This is a genomic window from Microbacterium sp. USTB-Y, assembly GCF_023703415.1.
Lineage (GTDB): Bacteria > Actinomycetota > Actinomycetes > Actinomycetales > Microbacteriaceae > Microbacterium.
Genome location: NZ_JAGMTU010000002.1, coordinates 170,287 through 189,757, shown reverse-complemented (window position 1 = coordinate 189,757; position 19,471 = coordinate 170,287). Strand labels below are relative to the sequence as shown.

General features: G+C 71.5%; 18 protein-coding genes. 2 read left to right on the top strand and 16 right to left on the bottom strand.

What is annotated here, in order from left to right:
* Positions 1 to 41: 41 nt before the first annotated feature.
* The 16 genes from J8G10_RS04540 to J8G10_RS04465 form a co-directional block, all read right to left on the bottom strand.
* Positions 42 to 2,999, bottom strand: a complete 2,958-nt coding sequence (locus tag J8G10_RS04540; RefSeq protein ID WP_251439706.1) for a DEAD/DEAH box helicase — start codon at positions 2,997 to 2,999, stop codon at positions 42 to 44.
* 148 nt (positions 3,000 to 3,147) lie between these two features.
* Entirely contained in the window at positions 3,148 to 3,558 is a 411-nt protein-coding gene (nusB, locus tag J8G10_RS04535) for a transcription antitermination factor NusB (RefSeq protein WP_233309511.1), read from the bottom strand.
* 3 nt (positions 3,559 to 3,561) lie between these two features.
* On the bottom strand, positions 3,562 to 4,125 hold the full coding sequence (gene efp, locus J8G10_RS04530; protein WP_251439705.1) for an elongation factor P: 564 nt from the start codon (positions 4,123 to 4,125) through the stop codon (positions 3,562 to 3,564).
* A gap of 107 nt (positions 4,126 to 4,232) precedes the next feature.
* Positions 4,233 to 4,691 carry a type II 3-dehydroquinate dehydratase gene (gene aroQ / locus J8G10_RS04525; RefSeq protein ID WP_251439703.1) on the bottom strand — a complete coding sequence of 153 codons (459 nt, stop codon included), beginning with the start codon at positions 4,689 to 4,691 and terminating at the stop codon, positions 4,233 to 4,235.
* A 12-nt stretch (positions 4,692 to 4,703) separates the two neighbouring features.
* Positions 4,704 to 5,219, bottom strand: a complete 516-nt coding sequence (locus J8G10_RS04520; protein ID WP_251439701.1) for a GNAT family N-acetyltransferase — start codon at positions 5,217 to 5,219, stop codon at positions 4,704 to 4,706.
* Positions 5,216 to 6,334: a 3-dehydroquinate synthase gene (gene aroB, locus J8G10_RS04515; RefSeq protein ID WP_251439700.1), complete on the bottom strand. Its 1,119-nt coding sequence runs from the start codon at positions 6,332 to 6,334 to the stop codon at positions 5,216 to 5,218. The genes J8G10_RS04520 and aroB overlap by 4 nt, the downstream gene beginning before the upstream one ends.
* Positions 6,331 to 6,858 (bottom strand): shikimate kinase, encoded by a 528-nt coding sequence (locus J8G10_RS04510; RefSeq protein WP_251439698.1) that lies wholly within the window; start codon positions 6,856 to 6,858, stop codon positions 6,331 to 6,333. Before J8G10_RS04510 ends, aroB begins: the two co-directional genes overlap by 4 nt.
* Positions 6,845 to 8,074, bottom strand: a complete 1,230-nt coding sequence (aroC, locus tag J8G10_RS04505) for a chorismate synthase (protein WP_251439696.1) — start codon at positions 8,072 to 8,074, stop codon at positions 6,845 to 6,847. The genes J8G10_RS04510 and aroC overlap by 14 nt, the downstream gene beginning before the upstream one ends.
* A 45-nt stretch (positions 8,075 to 8,119) precedes the next feature.
* Positions 8,120 to 8,941 carry a shikimate dehydrogenase gene (locus J8G10_RS04500; protein WP_251439694.1) on the bottom strand — a complete coding sequence of 274 codons (822 nt, stop codon included), beginning with the start codon at positions 8,939 to 8,941 and terminating at the stop codon, positions 8,120 to 8,122.
* A 1-nt stretch (position 8,942) separates the two neighbouring features.
* Positions 8,943 to 10,298: an endolytic transglycosylase MltG gene (mltG, locus tag J8G10_RS04495; protein WP_251439693.1), complete on the bottom strand. Its 1,356-nt coding sequence runs from the start codon at positions 10,296 to 10,298 to the stop codon at positions 8,943 to 8,945.
* Position 10,299: 1 nt separating this feature from the next.
* The gene (gene ruvX, locus J8G10_RS04490; RefSeq protein ID WP_251439691.1) at positions 10,300 to 10,773 is read right to left on the bottom strand and encodes a Holliday junction resolvase RuvX; all 474 of its coding nucleotides are present in this window, start codon (positions 10,771 to 10,773) and stop codon (positions 10,300 to 10,302) included.
* A complete protein-coding gene (gene alaS, locus J8G10_RS04485; protein ID WP_251439689.1) occupies positions 10,770 to 13,430 on the bottom strand; it encodes an alanine--tRNA ligase in 2,661 nt (886 codons plus the stop codon). The genes ruvX and alaS overlap by 4 nt, the downstream gene beginning before the upstream one ends.
* A 67-nt stretch (positions 13,431 to 13,497) precedes the next feature.
* The gene (locus J8G10_RS04480; RefSeq protein ID WP_091734964.1) at positions 13,498 to 13,689 is read right to left on the bottom strand and encodes a hypothetical protein; all 192 of its coding nucleotides are present in this window, start codon (positions 13,687 to 13,689) and stop codon (positions 13,498 to 13,500) included.
* Between the two features lie 140 nt (positions 13,690 to 13,829).
* A complete protein-coding gene (gene rpsD, locus J8G10_RS04475) occupies positions 13,830 to 14,459 on the bottom strand; it encodes a 30S ribosomal protein S4 (protein WP_251439687.1) in 630 nt (209 codons plus the stop codon).
* 153 nt (positions 14,460 to 14,612) lie between these two features.
* On the bottom strand, positions 14,613 to 15,944 hold the full coding sequence (locus J8G10_RS04470) for an acyltransferase (protein WP_251439684.1): 1,332 nt from the start codon (positions 15,942 to 15,944) through the stop codon (positions 14,613 to 14,615).
* Between the two features lie 5 nt (positions 15,945 to 15,949).
* Positions 15,950 to 17,287 carry a replication-associated recombination protein A gene (locus J8G10_RS04465; RefSeq protein ID WP_251439682.1) on the bottom strand — a complete coding sequence of 446 codons (1,338 nt, stop codon included), beginning with the start codon at positions 17,285 to 17,287 and terminating at the stop codon, positions 15,950 to 15,952.
* A gap of 128 nt (positions 17,288 to 17,415) precedes the next feature.
* Here J8G10_RS04465 and J8G10_RS04460 point away from each other — a divergent pair, with 128 nt between their 5' ends.
* The gene (locus J8G10_RS04460) at positions 17,416 to 17,727 is read left to right on the top strand and encodes a hypothetical protein (protein WP_251439681.1); all 312 of its coding nucleotides are present in this window, start codon (positions 17,416 to 17,418) and stop codon (positions 17,725 to 17,727) included.
* An 87-nt stretch (positions 17,728 to 17,814) separates the two neighbouring features.
* Entirely contained in the window at positions 17,815 to 19,434 is a 1,620-nt protein-coding gene (locus tag J8G10_RS04455) for a DUF349 domain-containing protein (RefSeq protein ID WP_308220670.1), read from the top strand.
* The last annotated feature ends 37 nt before the right edge of the window (positions 19,435 to 19,471 follow it).

Sequence of the window (19,471 nt, the reverse complement as noted above, 5' to 3'; positions counted from 1 at the left end):
GACGGACCGTGCTTAACCGGGATCGCAATGAAGGAGCGGATTCAGCTCAGCAGCTCGCGGATGTCGTCGGCCGTGAGCTGCTGCGCGAACAGGTCCTCGTCGTCGAGGACGGCGGAGAACAGCCGCGCCTTGCGCTGCTGCAGGGCGAGCACCTTCTCCTCGATCGTGTCCGCTGCGATCATCCGGTAGATGAAGACCGGATGGATCTGGCCGATCCGATGCGCGCGATCGGCCGCCTGCGCCTCGGCCGCCGGGTTCCACCAGGGATCCAGCAGGAACACGTAATCGGCCTCGGTGAGGGTGAGCCCGGTGCCCCCGGCCTTGAGGCTGAGCAGGAACGCATCCTGATCGCCGTCGCGGAATTCCTGCACCACGCGGTCGCGGTCGCGCGTGGATCCGTCCAGGTAGGAGACCCGCAGCCCCGCACGGCGCAGGCGCTCGGCGGCGAGCCCCAGGAACGAGGTGAACTGGCTGAAGACGAGGGCGCGATGGCCCTCCGCCCGCAGCTCGATGAGCCGCTCCGCGAGCTCCTCGAGCTTGCGCGAGGCGACCCCGGTGTCGTCCGGATCGATGAGTACCGGCGCGAGGCTCAGCATCCGCAGCATCGTGAGCGAGCGGAAGACGATGAACCGCTGCCGATCGAGATCGGGCAGCAGGCCGAGGATCTTCTGCCGCTCGCGCTGCAGCACGGTGTCGTAGCGGTGACGGTGCGCAGGGCTCAGCTCCACGCGCAGCACCTGCTCCTGGCGCGCGGGCAGTTCGGGCGCCACCAGCTCCTTGGTGCGGCGGATGAGGAACGGCCGGATCCGCCGGCGCAGCAACGCGATGCGTGCGCGCCGGTAGGGCGCACCCTCGGCGTTCTCCGGCACCTTGCCCTGTTCGATCGGCTGGATGAAGTCCTCGCGGAACTTCCGGGCGGAGGGGAACAGCCCCGGCGACGTGAGGCTCAGGATCGCCCAGAGCTCCGCCAGGCCGTTCTCCAGCGGCGTGCCGGTGGCCGCGTACACGGCCCGGGCGTCGAGGGCCGCCACCGCCTGGTGCTGCTTCGTGGCGGGGTTCTTCACATGCTGCGCCTCGTCCAGCACCACCCCGGCCCAGCGCTGCCCCGCGAACTCCTCCGCATCGAGGCGGAGCAGCGTGTACGACGTGATCACGACGTCTGCGCCGGCGACGAGCGGCGCCAGGCCGACGCCCGCGGCATCCCTGGTGCGGTCGGCGACGACGACCTTCAGGCCCGGGGCGAAGCGTTCCGCCTCGCGCCGCCACACCGGCAGCACCGAGGTCGGCGCGACCACCAGCCACGGCGCATCCCGGCCGCCGCCCGTGACGTCCTCCTCGCGGGCGTGCGCGATGAGCGACAGGAGCTGCACCGTCTTGCCGAGCCCCATGTCGTCGGCGAGGATCCCGCCCAGCCGGTGCTGCCAGAGCCGGGCGAGGCGCGTGAAGCCTTCGTGCTGATAGGGCCGAAGCTCTGCGCTGATGCCGGCCGGGAGCGGGACGGCGTCGCTGCCGGGATCGGCGCGCAGCGTCTGCACCGCCGCCCGCCAGCCCTGGGCCGACACCGTCTCGTCCGCGAGATCCTCGAAGTCCTCCCACAGCGCGAGCCGGGTGCGCGGGATCCGCGGTCCCGCCTCCCATTCGGTGAGCTCGGCGGCCTCGTCGAGGAGCTCCTTGAGCCGGTCGAACGCCGGGTGCCGCAGGGAGAACCAGGTGTTGTCGACGAGTTTGAGCTTGCCCTGGCGCAGCGCGAGAGCGCGGAACAGCGGCTCGAACGGGATGCTGCGCCCGTCGATGCGCACCACGAAGCCGAGGTCGAGCCAATCGGGGTCGGTGCTCTCCACGACGTTGACGGTGATCGCGGGGTCGCCGGTGAGCTCGGGATAGGCGCGGGGAACGCCCGAGCGCTCGACGACGATCCCGCACTCCTCCAGCGCGGGGGCGAACACCGCGACGAACTCGGCGGCGTCGGCATCGCCGAGTGTGCCGCTGAGCGCGAACGGCAGGCCGGTGATCGCCGTCCAATCCGCGATCACCGCCGGACGGCGCTGCGCCTCCGCGGCGCCGTCGCGGACCGCGGACTCCGCGGCCCTCTCGTCCAGGGGGAAGCGCCGGTAGCCGGGATAGTCCCAGCACAGTTCGTAGGCCACGACATCGGCGGGGCGGAAGTCGAGCATGAGCATCGGCACCGGGCGCGGCGGCTCCGGCAGGCTCACTCCGGCGCCCGCGCGGACGTCCGCACCGCGTCGCAGCAGCGGGTACGCCTCCCGGAAGAACACCGCCCGGTCGACGGGCGCCACGCTCACGCCGTCCGGGGACGCGAGCAGTGCGCGGGTGCTGTCCGTGAGCGCCGTCGGTGCCAGCACGAGCTCGATGTCGGCGCCGAGCACCCGGTGGACGTAGACGCCGCCGGAGCCGATGGGACGGGTCGTCGCTCCCTCGAGCGTTTCGCCGTCGACCACCGTCGACGCGACGACGGTCAGCCCACCGCCCCGGGACGCGGCCAGGTCCACCGCGATGCGGACATCGTCCGCCCAGCGCAGCCGGGTGCCGCGCTCGGTGGGCACCATCGGGATGCCGACGTCCGCCGCCGAGCCCAGGTGCGGCCACAGCAGCGGAGAGGCCACCGGATCCAGCAGCAGCCAGTCGCCTGCTGTGCCGGAGAGCAGGGAGTCCCGGGAGATGCTGAGCAGGTCGGCGAACCAGCGCGAGTGCGCGGGGGCGTACCGCGTCCCGGGGCGGCGCACCGCGTCCCAGTCGGCGTCGGATTGCACCCAGGCGTCGTCGGCGTCATTGCGGCGCAGCGGGCGGACGGCGAGGAACAGCTCGCCCGGATCCCTCGCCAGATCGCGCGCGGTCGCCGTCCGCAGCGGGCGCGATCCCCAGTGCCGGGAGTCCGCCCTGTCGCGGCGGCGCAACTCGACGCCGAGCGCCAGAGGAACTCCGCGTGCGGCGGCGGAGGGCAGCAGGACGCGCCAGTCGTCGGCGTCAGCGGAACTCATGATGACCCATCCTGGCGCGGGCTACGGACACCGCAGTCCCGTCCTCGGAACGTCCGGAGACGCTTCGGGGCGCAGGACCGGAATACCCGGTTCCTGCGCCCCGAAGAAGAAAGGACACGTCCGAAGAGGGAGGACGTCGCGCGACCGGTCAGGCGGAACGGGCGACGCGCGCGAGCACGCCGTGCACGAACGCGCCGGACTCGTCGGTGGAGAACTCCTTCGCGAGCTCCACGGCCTCGTCGATCGCGACGGCGGTGGGCACCTCGTCGTTGTGCAGGATCTCCCACACGCCGATGCGCAGCAGCGCACGGTCCACGGCCGGCATCCGCTCGAGCTTCCAGTCGCGGCTGTGCGTGGTGATCTGCTCGTCGATCTCGTCGCGGTGGTCGATGATCCCGTCCACGATCTCGCGGCCGTACAGCCAGGATCCCTCGCGGGCGGGCTCGGCCGCCGCACGCTTGGCCTCGGCCGCCAGGGTCACCGCGAGGTCGTCACCGCGCACGTCCGCGGAGAAGAGGATGTCGAGGGCGCGCTTGCGCGCCTTGGTCCGAGCGCCCACGCGTCAGTCGTTGATGCGGCCGAGGTAGCCGCCCGTGCGAGTGTCGACCTTGACCTTGGTGCCGGTCTCCAGGAACAGCGGCACCTGGATCTCGTAGCCGGTCTCGAGGGTCGCGGGCTTGGTGCCCGCCGAGGAGCGGTCGCCCTGCAGGCCGGGCTCGGTGTAGGTGACCTCGAGGACGACGGAGGCCGGCAGCTCGATGTAGAGCGGGTTGCCGTTGTTCAGTGCGATCTGCACCGACTGGTTCTCCAGCATGAAGTTCTTGGCGTCGCCCACGGTCGCGGCGGCGACGTTGATCTGGTCGTAGTCCTCCTGGTCCATGAAGACGAAGTTGTCCCCATCGGTGTACAGGTAGGTGAAGTCGCGGCGGTCGACGTTCTCGATGTCGATCTTGGCGCCGGCGTTGTAGGTGCGGTCGACCACCTTGCCGCTGACGACGTTCTTCAGCTTGGTGCGCACGAACGCGCCGCCCTTGCCCGGCTTCACGTGCTGGAACTCGATGACGTTCCAGAGCTGGCCGTCGATGGAGAGGACGACGCCGTTCTTGATGTCTGCGGTGGATGCCATGGGTCTGAGAAGTCCGTTCCTGAAGTCTGCGCGGCCGATCGGCCGACGTCCCATCTTACGGGATGCCCACCGAAGGGCCGATGGGAGGCCAGAAGGGCACCGTGGTGTCAGCCGTCGGCCTGGCCCGCGATCAGCAGGATCAGCCGGCGCGTCGCGGTGGCGTAGCCCTGCACGCCCTCCCCCACCACGTGCACCGCGGCGACGTCGGTGAGATAGGAGTGGTGCCGGAACTCCTCGCGCGCGTAGACGTCGGAGATGTGCACCTCGGCGAACGGCAGCGCGACGCCGGTGAGCGCATCGCGCAGCGCGACCGAGGTGTGCGTATAGGCCCCCGCGTTGATGACGATGCCGGCGCAGTCGTCCGCCGCAGCGTGGATCGCATCGAGCAGGACGCCCTCGTGGTTGCTCTGCACCGCCCGGATCTCATAGCCGTACGCGGCCGCCGCGTCCGCGGCGATCCGCTCGACGTCGGCGAGCGTCGCGGATCCGTAGATCCCGGGCTCGCGCCGGCCCAGCAGGTTGAGGTTCGGCCCGTTGACGAGCAGGAGGCGGCGCGGCGTGGTCACAGGGTCACGGTATCAGCGCGAGGAGGGCAGGACCGGGCGCACCATCACGTACTCCTGGCCGTTCTCGAGTTCGGTGATCTCGCCGGTGCGGGTGAAGCCGCAGCGTTCGTAGGCGGCCTGGGCGCGATGATTGTCGACGTGCACCTCGAGGGTGAGGCCGGTGAAGCCGCCCTCCGCCGCCCAGGCGGCGCACTCGTCGAGCAGCGCCTCGATGGCTCCGGCGCCGCGATGTCCGTCCGCGACGTACACCCCGACGACGAGCGCCGACTCCGCGGCGTCCCGGCTGCCGATCACCGTCGCCGAGCCGGACCAGGCGTCGTCCTCGGCGATCGTGACGAACTGGCAGTTCGGCCCGCCCTCGGCGGCCTGCGCGGTGCGATGCTGCCAGAACTCGTCCGGCTGGGCCGAGGCGTTCTCATACGTGTCCAGGAACGCGAGCTCCGCGATCGGATCCCGCAGCGCCCGGAGCCGCAGTTCGCGCACCTGCTGCCATTCGCCCGCCTCGACGCGGCGCACGGTGACGCTCACTCGGCGACCTCCTGATAGGCGGCGAACAGGAGCGATTCATCCGGAGCCTGCAGCACCGTCGGCTTCGCGATGCCGTCGAGCACGATGAAGCGCAGCATGCCGCCGCGGCTCTTCTTGTCGCGCTGCATCGTCGACAGGAGCGTCGGCCAGGCGCCTCCGCGGTAGGAGGTGGGGAGTCCGAGCGACTCGAGCACCGTGCGGTGCCGGTTCGCGTCGTCGTCGGAGAGACGCCCCGCGAGCCGCGACAGCTCGGCGGCGAACAGCATGCCGACCGAGATCGCCGCGCCGTGACGCCAGCGGTACCGCTCCGCGTGCTCGATCGCGTGCCCGAGCGTGTGGCCGTAGTTGAGGATCTCGCGCTGGCCGTCCTCGCGGAAGTCGTCGGAGACGACCGTCGCCTTCATCCCGATCGCGAGCTCGACCGCGCGACGGAACTCCGGCGTGAGCGGGTCCACGGCGCGCGACGGATCCGCCTCGATGATGTCGAGGATCTCAGGCGCCCAGATGAAGCCCGCCTTGACCACCTCGGCGAAGCCCGCCGTGGCCTCGTTCTGACTGAGGCTGGACAGCTGGTCGAGATCGCCGATCACGGCGCGGGGGGCCCAGAAGGCGCCGACGAGGTTCTTGCCCTCGTTCGTGTTGATGCCGGTCTTCCCGCCGACCGCCGCGTCGACCAGGCCCAGGACCGTGGTCGGCACCTGCACGACCTGGACCCCGCGCAGCCAGGTGGCGGCGACGAAGCCGGCGAGATCGGTGACCGCGCCCCCGCCGTAGCCGACGACGGCATCCGTGCGGGTGAAGTCGGCCTGGCCCATGATCTGCCAGAGGAACTGGGCGACCTCGATGCGCTTGCCCTGCTCGGCGTCCGGGATCTCGGCGAGCAGCACCTCACGGGGACCGTTCGCGGTGTCCGCGAGGATGCGGTCGCGCAGTTCCGCGGCACGATCCGCAAGCGTCGGCGGGTGCACCACCAGCACCTTGCGCACCGAGGGCGCCAGCTCCGCGGAGACGCGATCGAGGATGTCCCGACCCACCGTGATCTCGTACGGGGTGCTCCCCGTCACCGTGATCGTCGTGGTGCCGTCGTCCGCCGTCTCGTTCTGCTGGGCGCTCATGCCCGTCCTCTCATCCATTCCACGATCTGATCCGCCACCCGCGACATCGGCACCCGTGACGTGTCGAAGCGCGCATCGGCGACTTCCTCGTACAGCGCACGGCGCTCCGCGAAGATCCTCGTCCACCGCTGCACGGGGTCCTCCTCGCCGTGCAGCAACGGCCGATCCGTACCCGAGATCCGCTCCGCCACGGCCTCCGGGGAGACCGTGAGCATCACGACGGGGACGGTGCGCAGCAGGTCGCGCGTGTCCTCGGACAGCACCGCTCCCCCGCCCAGGGAGATCACGCCGCCGCCGGCGATCGCCTCGGCCACCTGTTCCCGCTCCCACTCGCGGAACCGATCCTCGCCGTGCTCGGCGAAGATCGCCGGGATGGATCCGTGCTCGCGGACGATCGCCTTGTCGGTGTCGACGAAGCGCCAGCCCGCCGTCCTCGCGACCCTCCGGCCGACACTGGTCTTGCCCGCGCCCATGGGGCCCACGAGCACGAGCACCTCCGGCGCCGCGGACTCAGCCGAGCTCATCGTGCAGGATCAGCGCCGCCTGGGACGCCGGCGTGGTGCGCAGCTCGTCGGGGATGGCGGCGAGGTACGCCTCGAGGTTGCGCCGGGTCTCGGCCACGTTGTCGCCGCCGAACTTCTCCAGCACGGAGTTCGCGAGCTCGATCGCGACCATGGCCTCGGCCACCACGCCCGCGGCCGGGACGGCGCAGACGTCGGAGCGCTGGTGGTGCGCGGTGGCCTGCTCCCCCGAGGCGACGTCGACGGTGCGCAGCGCGTGCGGGATCGTCGCGATCGGCTTCATGCCGGCGCGCACGCGCAGCACGGTGCCCGTGGACATGCCGCCCTCCGTGCCGCCGGCGCGGTCGGAGCCGCGGCTGATGCCGTCGTCGGTCGCGAAGAGCTCGTCGTGCGCGGCCGAGCCGCGCCGGCGGGTGGTCTCGAAGCCGTCGCCCACCTCGACGCCCTTGATCGCCTGGATCCCCATGAGGGCGTAAGCGAGGCGGGCATCGAGCCTGCGGTCCCAGTGCACGTGTGAGCCGAGCCCCGGCGGCAGGCCGTAGGCGAGCACCTCGACGATGCCGCCGAGGGTGTCGCCGTCCTTGCGGGCGGCGTCGACCTCCGCCACCATCAGCTCGCTCGTCGCGCGATCGAAGCAGCGTAGCGGATCCGCATCCAGTGCATCGACGTCATCGGGGGTCGGCAGGGCGGATCCCTCGGGAACCTGCACAGGGCCGATCGACAGCGTGTGGCTGACCAGGCGGATCCCGAGCTCGCCGAGGAATGCGCGGGCCACCGCGCCGAGGGCCACGCGTGCCGCGGTCTCCCGGGCGCTCGCCCGCTCGAGGATCGGCCGGGCCTCGTCGAAGCCGTACTTCTGCATGCCGACGAGGTCGGCGTGGCCGGGCCGCGGACGGGTCAGTGCGGCGCTGCGCCCACGGGACTTGTCCGTCAGCTCGACGGGATCGGCGCTCATCACCTCGACCCACTTCGGCCACTCGGTGTTGCCGATGCGCATCGCGATCGGGCTGCCGAGCGAGAAGCCGTGACGCACTCCGCCGGAGATCGTCAGCTCGTCCTGCTCGAACTTCATCCGGGATCCACGCCCGTAGCCGAGCTTGCGGCGCTGCAGATCGGCCTGGATCGCCTCGCGGGACAGGGGCACGCCCGCGGGCAGGCCCTCCATGACGGCAATGAGTTCGGGGCCGTGCGATTCGCCGGCCGTGAGCACGCGGAGCATTCCCCTAGTCTCCCATGTCGGAGGAGCCGCACCGCCCGGATGACTTCAGCGCAGAGCCGCCCGCATCGCCTCGAGCACCGCGGGCTCGTCGGGAAGCGCCTCGTCCGGGGTGCCGTGCAGGAAGATCCTGATCTGCGCGACCGCCTGGTGCAGGAGCATCTCCAGCCCGGTCAGCACCGGCGCGGCAGTCCAGGCCTGCGCGAGGGCCGTCGGCCACGGGGCGTACGCGGCGGAGAACAGCGCTCCTCCGTCCGCCGCCAGCGCGGCCGCGGCCGCCGCGGGAAGCGTCACGTCGCCGGGAAGCGTCGACACCGTGAGATCGACCGCGGTGGCGGGACCGTCCAGGGCGCGCACTGCGGCGCGCAGCCCGATCCGCTCGCCGAACGCCGCCAGCTCCTGGGCCTGCTCGGCGCGTCGGGTGCGCACCTCGACCTCGACGACTCCGAGCCGCAGCAGGGAGACCAGGGCCGAGCGTGCCGTCGCGCCGCCCCCGAGCACGCGCGCCGTGCGGCTGCCGCCGAGCCCGCCGGCGCGCAGGGCCTCGGTCAGCCCGCGGACGTCGGTGTTGAACCCGCGGACGCGCTCGCCGAGCAGCAGGGTGTTGACCGCCCCGGTGAGGAGGGCATCGTCGTCGCGCTCGTCGGCGCGCGCGAAGGCGCGCTCCTTGAGCGGCATCGTCAGGGAGAGACCCCGCCACGTGCCGTCCAGCCCGTCCAGTGCCGCATCGAACCCGGCGGCGTCGACCCGACGCCTCCCGTAGTCCCAGTTCAGGCCCAGCACGCGATAGGCGGCGCCGTGCAGGTCGGGCGATCGGCTGTGATCGATCGGATCGCCCCACACGGCCAGCCGCGACGGACCGCTGCTCATGTCAGCAGCCCGAATCCGGGTTCGCCTTGCACCAGTCCTGCCATTGCTTCACGGCGGCCTCGTGCTCGGCGTAGGTCGTCGAGAACACGGTCTCGCCGGTGTCGAGGTTCACGGTGACGAAGTACAGCCAAGGGCCGTCGGCGGGATGCATCGCCGCATCGATCGCCTTGTCGCCCGGATTCGCGATGGGCGTCTTCGGGAGGCCGTCGATGACGTACGTGTTCCACGGATTGTCGTCGTTCTGCGCGGCATCGGAGGTGCTCGCCGAGCCGCTGTGCAGCTCGCCGTAGCCGTACTGCGCCGTGGAGTCCATCTGGAGCTTCATGCCCTGATCGAGGCGGTTCTGGATCACCCGGGACACCTTGTAGAAGTCGGCCTCGGCGCGCGCCTCGCGTTGGATGATCGAGGCGATGGTGAGCACGCGCTGCTCATCGGCGGAGGGGATGGAAGCCGCGGCGAGGGAGTCCCTCGTGCGCTTGACCATCGTCGAGACGACGTCCTTCGCGGTCGCACCCGGTGCGAACTCGTACAGGGCGGGGAAAAGCCAGCCCTCGAGCGAGGGGGCGTTCACGCCGTAGTCCGCGGGTGTCTGCACCGCGGCCTGGAGATCCGCGAGCGGTACGTCCACGCTCTTGGAGATGCGCTCGATCGTCTCGGCCACCGTGTAGCCCTCCGGGATCACCGCGGAGTTCTGCATCTTGTTCTGCGGGTCGTTGAGCGCCTTGAGAGCGGCGGCCGCGGTCATCTTCAGCTGCAGCTTGTAGACGCCCGGGTAGAACGTGTTGGCGACGTCGTCCTTCACCAGCATGGTGTAGAACACGTCGGAGGTCTTGGTCACGCCCGCCTTGTAGAGCGCCTCGGAGACCTGCTGCCCGCTGTCGCCCTTGTTGATGGTGACGAGCGCGTTCCCCGTCGCCTGTCCCGCCTCGTAGTCCTTGGACGGGCCCCAGCCCATCGTCTCGCTGATCTTGGCCCCGTAGGTGTTCCATACCCACAGGCCGCCGGCGGCTGCGCCGCCGACGAGGACGAAGACGATGATGAGGGCGACCAGGCATCCGCGTCGCCGCTTGTGCTTCGGCACCGCGGGCGGCTCCGCCTCGTGACGGAAGAGGGCTTCCAGCGTCGCGTGCGTCTCGTGGTGCTCGGGCGCCGCGTTCGGCGCAGCCGGCGCCTCAGAGCGCTCCGGTGCCCAGGCGCCGGTGCTGGCCGCCTCGCGCGCGGCGCGCCGGGATCCCGGGGCGGCTGGCGGGTCGGCCGGAGCCGGCGTCTGCACCTGGGGATCGGGCAGAGCCCCGAAGAGGTCGTGCAGGGCGGGCTCGTGCTCGGGCGTGGCGGCCGATTCGGATCGGTCGGACATGTCAGCGGTTCTCCTCGTCGAGAATCAGGGCGACGCCGGCGGGCGCGCCCGTGCCCTTCTCCGTGTCGATGGCGTGCTGGAGCAGCACGACGGCGGCGGCCTGATCGACCACGCCGCGGGACGCGCGCTGGCTCCGTCCGGAGGCGCGCAGGGCCTGGTGCGCGGTGACCGTGCTCAGCCGCTCGTCGATCAGCCGCACGGCGCACCCGCTCGCCTGCGCGAGGGCGGCGGCGAAGGCGCGCGCGTCCGCGGTGGACGCCGTGTCCTCGCCGCGGAGGTTGATCGGCAGCCCGACGACGAGCTCGAGCGGCTCGTACTCCGCGGCGAGCCGGGCGATCCGAGTCACGGACGCGTCGTCGCGGGGCACGGTCTCCACCGGCACCGCCAGCAGGCCGTCGGGATCGCTCCGGGCGACCCCGATCCTGGCCCGTCCGACGTCGATCCCGAGCCGCACACCCCGTCGGAAACCGGTCACGCGCGCCGCAGCTCCTGCTCGATCGCCGCGAAGGCGTCGGGGAGCGCGCTCGCATCCGACCCGCCCCCCTGGGCGACGTCGTCGCGGCCGCCTCCGCCGCCGCCGAGCACGCCGGCGGCGATCTTGGCGAGGACGCCGGCCTTGGCGCCGGCGGAACGCGCGGCGTCGTTGGTCGCGATGACCACCATCGGGCGGCCGTTGGCGACGCCCGAGATCGCTACGACCGCCGCCGTCGACCCGAAGGTGTCGCGGACGCCGAGCGCGATCTCGCGCACATCGTCCGCTCCGGCCACGGAGCCGAGGTCGTGCGCGACGAACTGCAGGGCGCCGAGAGACGTCGCGGTCTGCGCGATCGCGGGCACCCGGCCGGCGCGCTCGGCCGCTTCGAACTGGGAGATGCGCTTCTCGGCCGCCTTGAGCTGTGTCGCGAGGTCGGCGACGCGCTCGGTGAGCTGATCCCGCGGAGTCTTCAACGCCGTGCTGAGCTGCGAGACGAGGGCGCGCTCGGCCGCGAACTCGCGGAAGGCGTCCTGACCGACCAGCGCTTCGACACGGCGGTTGGACGCACCGACCGACGACTCGCCCACGAGGTTGATGAGACCGATCTCGGCGCTCGAGGAGACGTGCGTGCCGGCGCAGAGCTCCCGCGACCACGGCCCGCCGATGTCGACCATGCGCACGGTGGATCCGTACTTCTCGCCGAAGAGCGCCATGGCGCCCGCCGCCTTCGCGTCGTCGAGCGACATGATCCGCGTGGTGACCTCGAGGCCGTCCTGCACGGCCCGGTTCGCGATCTCCTCGATCTCGGACTTCGTCTCCCCCGACAGCGCCTGGCCCCAGGAGAAGTCGAAACGCAGATAGCCCGCTCTGTTCAGGGATCCGGCCTGCGTGGCGGTCTTGCCCAGGGTGTCGCGCAGCGCCGCGTGCACGAGGTGCGTGGCCGAGTGCGCCTGACGCGCGGCACGGCGGTTGGCCGCGTCGACCGTGGTGGTCGCGGGAGCGTCGACCGACACCACACCGCTGGTGACCTCGACGGTGTGGCTGATCAGCCCCGGCACCGGACGCTGCACGTCCAGCACCTCGAGCGCGTACCCGGCGCCGGTGATGGTGCCCTTGTCCGCGACCTGCCCGCCGGACTCGGCGTACAGCGTGGTCTCGGCCAGGACGATCTCGGCCACCTGGCCCTCGACGGCGCTCGTGACCGATGCGCCGTCGACGAGGATCCCGAGCACGGTCGTCGCGGTCTCCAGCTCGTCGTAGCCGAGGAAGGCGGTCTCGCCCTTGGCGCGCAGGTCGCCGTACACGGAGACGTCGGCGATCTGGCGCTTGCGGCTGCGGGCGTCCGCCTTCGCCCTGGCGCGCTGCTCCTGCATGAGCGTGTCGAAGGCGGCGCGGTCGACGTTCAGTCCCGCTTCCTCGGCGATCTCCAGCGTCAGGTCGATCGGGAAGCCGTAGGTGTCGTGCAGCAGGAACGCCTCGGAGCCGTCGAGCGTCGTCGCCCCGGCCTTCTTGGTGTCGGCCAGAGCCAGGTCGAGGATCGTGGATCCCGCGTCGAGCGTGCGACGGAAGGTCTCCTCCTCCGCGGTCGCGGCTGCCGACAGCTGAGCCCAGTCCTGCTCGAGGATCGGGTAGGCCGACTTCATGGCGTCCTTCGACGTGAGGAACAGCTCGCCGAAGACCGGCTCGTCCACGCCCAGCAGGCGCATCGAGCGCACCGTGCGGCGCATGAGACGGCGCAGGATGTACCCGCGGCCCTCGTTGGAGGGGCGCACGCCGTCGGAGAGCAGCATCAGCGAGGAGCGCACGTGGTCGGCCACGACGCGGAAGCGCACGTCGTCGGCGTGCTCGGCACCATAGGTGCGTCCGGACAGCTCGACGGCGCGGTCGAGGACCGGGCGGACCTGGTCCGTCTCGTACATGTTCTCGACGCCCTGCTTGAGGAAGGCGACGCGCTCGAGCCCCATGCCGGTGTCGATGTTCTTCATCGGGAGCTCGCCCACGATGTCGAACTCGGTCTTGCCCTGGATGTTCTCGATGAAGTCCTGCATGAACACGAGGTTCCAGATCTCCAGGAAGCGGGTGTCGTCGGCCGCGGGGCCCCCGTCCTTGCCGTAGGCCGGGCCGCGGTCGAAGAAGATCTCGCTGTCCGGCCCGCCGGGGCCCGGCTGGCCGGTGTTCCAGTAGTTGTCCGCGCGGCCCAGCCGCTGGATGCGCTCCGGCTTGAGGCCGATGATGTCGCGCCAGATGGCCTCCGCCTCGTCATCGGTCTCGAACACCGTGACCCAGAGGTCCTTCTCGTCGAAGCCGAGCCCGCCGTCGCTCTCGGAGCTGGTCAGCAGCTCCCAGGCGTAGCGGATCGCGCCTTCCTTGAAGTAGTCCCCGAACGACCAGTTCCCGAGCATCTGGAAGAAGGTGCCGTGGCGGGCGGTGCGGCCGACCTCTTCGATGTCGTTGGTGCGGATGCACTTCTGCAGATCGGCGATGCGGGGGTGCGGCGCCGGGACCACTCCGGTGAGGTACGGGATCATCGGGACCATCCCCGCCACCGTGAACAGGAGCGAGGGGTCGTCGCTGACGAGAGAGGCCGAGGGCACGATGAGGTGGTCGTTCTTCTCGAAGTAGCTCAGGTAGCGCTGCGCGATCTCCGCGGTCTTCATGCTCGTCGAGGGGTCCTTGCTGTCAGGGCGCGCCGGAGCGCGGTTTCGGGAGAGGGAGGGATCCGCGTCAGTCCGCGGTGCTGTCCTGGGTGAGGCGCGCCTCCTGCGCGTGGAACGCGTCGGCGAGGATCCCCGTGAACTCGTTGATCCTGTCGTCGACCGCCGCCAGCACGTCGTGTCCGCGGGGGTCCTTGTTCAGGAAGTGCGCGGCGACGAAGCCGCCGATCACGCCGATGAGGAACCACAGCAGGCTCTTCATGTCACCACCTCCGGGTCGGGCCGCTTGTCACAACGGTCTCCATCGTATGCGCAAACGACGAGGAGGCGCCGGGGACTCCCCCGACGCCTCCTCGGCGTGTGTGCAGAGTTCGCTGAACTCCGACAGCGGTGTCGCTGGACTCAGCGCGCGGCGTAGTACTCGACGACCAGCTGCACGTCGCAGGTCACGGGGACCTCGGCGCGCTTCGGGCGACGGACCAGACGGGCCTCCAGCTTGTCAAGCTCGACCTCGAGGTAGCCCGGAACGGGGGGCAGCACGTCGGCGTGACCGCCGGCAGCCGCCACCTGGAAGGGCTCGAGGCCCTCGCTCTTGGGCTTGACGTGGATGAGCTGACCCGGCTTCACGCGGAAGGACGGGCGGTCGACGAGCTGGCCGTCGACGAGGATGTGACGGTGCACGACGAGCTGACGCGCCTGCGCGGTGGTACGCGCGAAACCGGCGCGCACGACGAGCGCGTCCAGACGCATCTCGAGCTGCTCGACGAGGTTCTCACCGGTCAGCCCGTCCTTGCGGCGGGCCTCGTTGAACTGGATGACCAGCTGCTTCTCGCGGATGCCGTACTGCTCGCGAAGACGCTGCTTCTCGCGCAGACGGACCGCGTAGTCGCTGTCCTGCTTGCGCTTGGTGCGGCCGTGCTCACCGGGAGCGTAGGGACGCTTCTCGAGGTACTTGGCAGCCTTCGGGGTCAGCGGGATGCCGAGTGCACGGGAAAGACGGACCTTGCGGCGGTCCTGGGACTTCGTAACCACGAAGTGTTCCTTTCGATACGCGGCCGTGTCGGTCACGGCTCGCGGACGTATCGTCTCGATTCCGCCCCTCACGAGCGCACGCCGGGGCGGACGAGAGGGTGGTGCAGGAGTGGAGAGATGCCCGAAAACACGGTTTCGAGCCGATCCATGCTATCAGATCAGGTCTCGTCGGCCGTTCGCCGCGGGCTGCGCGCGAGGAGCGCCCTCGCCCGCCGCCGCGGGCGCACCGGGGGCCGGCGCCGATCCCGGGCCGGGGCCGCCCAGCGTCAGCCAGACGATCGCCGCGGCCAGCAGCCCGACGGCGACGCCCGTCCCGGGAGTCAGGTACCCCTGCGTCAACACCCAACCGACGCACACGACCAGCGCCGCGGTGCAGGCCAGAGCCGCGGTCAGCGGCATGCGGCGGGCGCGCTCCTGCGGCCACAGGACTTCGATACGCGGCACGATCAGGCACAGCACCGCGATCACGGCGACGATCGCCAGCACCCAGGGGATCCGGGTGACCCACCAGGTCGGGGTGAGCACGGGAGGGAACGGCAGACCGAGGGCGAGCTGCACGCCGACGACCACCGCCATCGCCACGGTGTGCCAGAGGTAGATCACCATCCCGAAGGTGCCGAGGGCGCCGATCGTCAGCAGCACGCCGCGGTTCCGCATGGCGGCGCGGATCGCGGGCTGCAGCAGCGTGAACAGGTAAACCTGGGCCAGGCCGAGCAGGAGCAGCAGCACGGTCGGCGGGTTCAGGTTCGCGATCATGTCGGGGTCGTAGTCCATACCGAAGACGGCGACGGCCATGAGGGCGTACGCCATCACCGCGAGGAGGAGGAGCAGCCAACGCGGGCGCCGGGAGTACCACTGGTCCCGCACGCCGAAACCGAGCTGCTGCACGAACAGCCAGACGAAGAGCCAGTTCAGCGCTCCGATCGGCACGTGCAGATAGCGATCGACGAGATCGACCTCCACGGCGGCCGCCGCCAGGCCGAAGTACGTCGCCCAGGCGGCCCGACGGTGCAGGACCGCCATGAGCGGCACGAACGAGGTGCAGATCGCGTACACCGCGATGAACCACAGCGGCTCCGCGAGCCGGAAGGCGAACGTCCGGAGGAATCCCGGATCCGCCCCGCACATCGCGAGGATCCCGATCGCCGCCAGGACGCCGAGCATCGCGAGCAGCACCGGGCGGGCCAGGCGCAGCATCCTGCCGCGGATGTACTCGGCCGCCGTGCCACCCGCGCCGTGCACGCGCCGCCAGGTCGTGATCCCCGCGAAGCCGCCCGCGATGAAGAAGGTCGGCATGATCATCCCGACCCAGGTGATCGCCGTCAGCGGCTTCCATTCCGCCAGGGCGTTGAACGCGCGCAGCGGGTCGCCGGCGATGCCCATCTGCAGCGCGTGCAGGAGGACGACCACGGGAAGGCAGATCGCCCGGACGAAATCGATCGAGAGGTCGCGGTCCGGCGGGATCCGCGCAACGACACGCGCCATGCGGCCTACTCCTCCCCCAGGATGCGGCGGATCCGCTCCAGCCGCGCCTGCACCTCGCGTTCCGCGCCGAGCGCCTTGGGCTGATAGTAGCGGCGCCCGCGCAGCTCGTCGGGAAGGTACTGCTGCGGCACGATGCCCGCGTCGTTGTCATGCGGATACCGGTAGCCCTTGCCGTGGCCGAGGCGCTTGGCTCCGGGATAGTGGGCGTCGCGGAGGTGCAGGGGCACTCGCCCGAACCCGCCGGCGCGGACGTCGGCGATGGCCGCGTCGATCGCCAGATACGCGGCGTTGGACTTGGCCGTGGTCGCGAGATAGACGGTCGCCTCGGCGAGCGGGATGCGCCCCTCGGGCATGCCGATGAAGGCGACGGCGTCGGCCGCGGCCGTGGCGATCACGAGCGCCTGCGGATCGGCGATGCCGATGTCCTCCGCCGCCGAGATCACGAGGCGCCGTGCGATGAACCGCGGGTCCTCCCCCGCCTCGATCATGCGTGCGAGGTAATGCACCGCGGCATCGACGTCGGACCCGCGGATCGAGTTGATGAAGGCGCTGATCACGTCGTAGTGCTCGTCGCCTTGCCGGTCGTAGCGCAGCAGTGCACGGTCCACGGCCTGCGCGACGTCGTCGTCGGTCACGACGGGCGTCTCGTCCTCAGTGAGGCGATCCGGTGAGGCGGCGACCGCGGCCGCCGCCTCCAGGCCCGTGAGCGCCCGGCGTGCGTCGCCCGAGGCGAGACGCACGAGGGCGGCGCGCGCGGTGTCGTCGACCGAGACCCCGCCGTTCAGCCCGCGCGGATCCGCGACGGCCCGGTCGATCAGGACTCCGATGTCGTCGTCGGTGAGCGGCTGCAGGGTGAGCAGGAGCGAGCGGGACAATAGCGGCGAGATCACCGAGAACGACGGATTCTCCGTGGTCGCCGCGATGAGGATCACCCAGCCGTTCTCCACGCCGGGCAGCAGCGCGTCCTGCTGAGCCTTCGTGAAGCGGTGGATCTCGTCCAGGAAGAGGATCGTCGACTGTCCGTACAGGTCGCGCTGGTTCAGGGCCTCCTGCATCACCTCTCGTACGTCCTTCACCCCGGCGGTGATCGCGGACAGCTCGACGAAGCGCCGGCCGGACGACCGGGCGATCGCCTGGGCGAGCGTGGTCTTGCCGGTCCCGGGCGGCCCCCAGAGGATCATCGACACGCTGGACGCGGTCTTCGCCGAGGGGTCCGCGAGCGTCACGATGGGCGATCCGGGACGCAGCAGATGCTGCTGACCCGCCACCTCGTCGAGGGAGATCGGGCGCATCCGCACGGCGAGCGGCGTCTGGCCGCTCATTAGCGGGGCTGCAGGAGTCATGCGCTCCAGGCTATCCGCGCCGTGGGACACTCCGCTTCTCGGCCGGCCGTCGCCGATCAGGACCCGCAGCGCACGGCTCGGCAGAGCCGCGCGCGATAGGCTCGGTCCTCGACATCCCGGGAGGATCCATGGCCGCTCGCCGCTCGACGAACGCCCGTGCGCAGCAGGCGCGCGTACAGCAGGAGCGTGCCCGCCTCCATGCGGCGCGGCAGGACCTGCATGAGGGCAGCGTGCGCCGCCGCGTGCGCGACAACACGATCGCCGTCGTCATCGGCGCTCTCGTGGTCGTCGGCGCGGTCGTGAGCCAGGTGGTGCACGCCGAGGCGACCGCCCCCGCGCCGAAGCCGTCCCCGTCGGCCGCCCCGACGTCCACGCCCGCGCCGAGTGTCTCGCCCGTGCCGAGTGTCACGCCGGCGCCCACGGAGAACCCCGCCGGCTGATCGCGCTCCCTCTCGCGGAGACCTCCGGCGTACTAGGCTGAGGCTGTCCTTTCCGCCTCCCGCGGTCCGCCGCGCAAGGAGTTCACCGTGTCCACCGAAGAGCACATCCCCGAAGACCCCGCCGCCGCCGAGCAGGCCGAGCCGAACGCCGTCGAAAGCCCGGCTGCCGCCGGCGAGGCGCCGGCCGAAGGCCCGGCCGAGACCGCAGCGGCCGATGCCGCCGAGACGCCCGAGGCCGACGACCCCGAAGCGCCCGCCGGCGACTCCGCAGCCGACGGCGCAGAAGCCCCCGCCGAGGGTCCCGCAGCCGATGCCGCCGAGGCTCCTGCGACCGATGCCGTCGAGACCCCCGCCGCTGCGGCCCCCGCGCCTCGCCCGACGGCGCTGCCCCGGCCTCCGGCCATGCCGCGGCCGCCCGCATCGTCGATCCGTCCCGCGGCTCCCGCGGCTCCCGCCGTGGCCGTGCCGCGCGGGGCGGCCGACGCCGCGGAGTGGGGCCGGGTCACCGAGGACGGCACCGTCTCGGTCCGCGAGGACGACGCCTGGCGCGAGGTCGGGCAGTACCCCGACGGCACTCCCGCCGAGGCGCTGGCCTATTTCGTGCGCAAGTTCGAGGATCTGGCGTTCAAGGTGAACACGCTCGAGCAGCGCGTCCAGGCCGGCGGCTCCGGCGCCGGCGATCTCGCCAAGCAGGCCCAGCACCTCGTCGTCGAGGTGACGGATGCCGCGGCGGTCGGCGATCTCGCCGCGCTCCGCGCGCGCCTCGACGCGCTCACCGGCTCCCTCGCCGACGCCTCGGCCGCCGAGGCGCAGGAGGCGAAGGCCGCCGTCGACGCCGCGATCGCCGAGCGCACCGCGCTCGTGGAGCGCTCCGAGGCCATCGCTGCGCAGGACCTGTCCTCCGTGCAGTGGAAGAAGGTCACGGAGGAGATGGGCGCGCTCTTCGACGCGTGGCAGAGCCACCAGCAGAACGGCCCGCGGCTGCCGAAGGGCACCGCGAACCAGCTCTGGAAGCGGTTCCGCGACGCGCGCGCGACCGTCGACCGCCAGCGCCGCGCCTTCTACGCCGAGCTCGACGAGACCCACAAGGCCGCACGCGACCGCAAGTCGCGCCTGGTGGAGCGTGCCGAGGCCCTCGCCCCGAAGGGCGTCGACGGCATCCCCGCCTATCGCGGCCTGCTCGACGAGTGGAAGGCGGCCGGGCGTGCCGGCCGCAAGGCGGACGACGCGCTCTGGGCCCGTTTCAAGGCCGCCGGGGACGCGCTGTACTCCGCGCGCGCCGAGCAGGCGGCCGCGACCGAGGCGGAGTCCGCGCCCCGTATCGAGGCGCGGACCGCGCTGCTCGAGGAGGCCAAGGCCGTGCGCGACGAGGCGAACCTCGCGAAGGCACGCGCCCTGCTCACCCGGATCCAGCGCGACTGGGACGAGGTCGGGCGGATCTTCCCCCGGGAGAAGGAGCGTGCTCTGGACGACCGCCTCCGCGTGATCGAGCAGGAGCTCAAGTCGCGCGAGGACGTCGACTGGAAGCACAACAACCCCGAGACGAAGGCGCGTGCCGGCGCGATGAGCGAGCAGCTCCTGCAGGCCATCGCCAAGCTCGAGGCCGAGCGCGACGCGGCCGAGAAGTCGGGGAACGCACGGGCGCTCAAGGAGGCGACCGAGGCGCTCGAGGCGCGTCGCGCCTGGCTCAGCGCGCTCGACGGCTGACCGCGACGGGCACGAGTCCGCATTGTCCACAGGGCGG

Coding starts and splice junctions, on each gene's coding strand:
- J8G10_RS04465 (WP_251439682.1), bottom strand. CDS start 17,287: ATGACTCCTGCAGCCCCGCTAATGAGCGGCCAGACGCCGCTCGCCGTG.
- aroB (WP_251439700.1), bottom strand. CDS start 6,334: ATGAGCGCCCAGCAGAACGAGACGGCGGACGACGGCACCACGACGATC.
- J8G10_RS04510 (WP_251439698.1), bottom strand. CDS start 6,858: ATGAGCTCGGCTGAGTCCGCGGCGCCGGAGGTGCTCGTGCTCGTGGGC.
- mltG (WP_251439693.1), bottom strand. CDS start 10,298: ATGTCCGACCGATCCGAATCGGCCGCCACGCCCGAGCACGAGCCCGCC.
- J8G10_RS04480 (WP_091734964.1), bottom strand. CDS start 13,689: ATGAAGAGCCTGCTGTGGTTCCTCATCGGCGTGATCGGCGGCTTCGTC.
- J8G10_RS04500 (WP_251439694.1), bottom strand. CDS start 8,941: ATGAGCAGCGGTCCGTCGCGGCTGGCCGTGTGGGGCGATCCGATCGAT.
- J8G10_RS04460 (WP_251439681.1), top strand. CDS start 17,416: ATGGCCGCTCGCCGCTCGACGAACGCCCGTGCGCAGCAGGCGCGCGTA.
- efp (WP_251439705.1), bottom strand. CDS start 4,125: ATGGCATCCACCGCAGACATCAAGAACGGCGTCGTCCTCTCCATCGAC.
- J8G10_RS04470 (WP_251439684.1), bottom strand. CDS start 15,944: ATGGCGCGTGTCGTTGCGCGGATCCCGCCGGACCGCGACCTCTCGATC.
- J8G10_RS04540 (WP_251439706.1), bottom strand. CDS start 2,999: ATGAGTTCCGCTGACGCCGACGACTGGCGCGTCCTGCTGCCCTCCGCC.
- alaS (WP_251439689.1), bottom strand. CDS start 13,430: ATGAAGACCGCGGAGATCGCGCAGCGCTACCTGAGCTACTTCGAGAAG.
- aroC (WP_251439696.1), bottom strand. CDS start 8,074: ATGCTCCGCGTGCTCACGGCCGGCGAATCGCACGGCCCCGAACTCATT.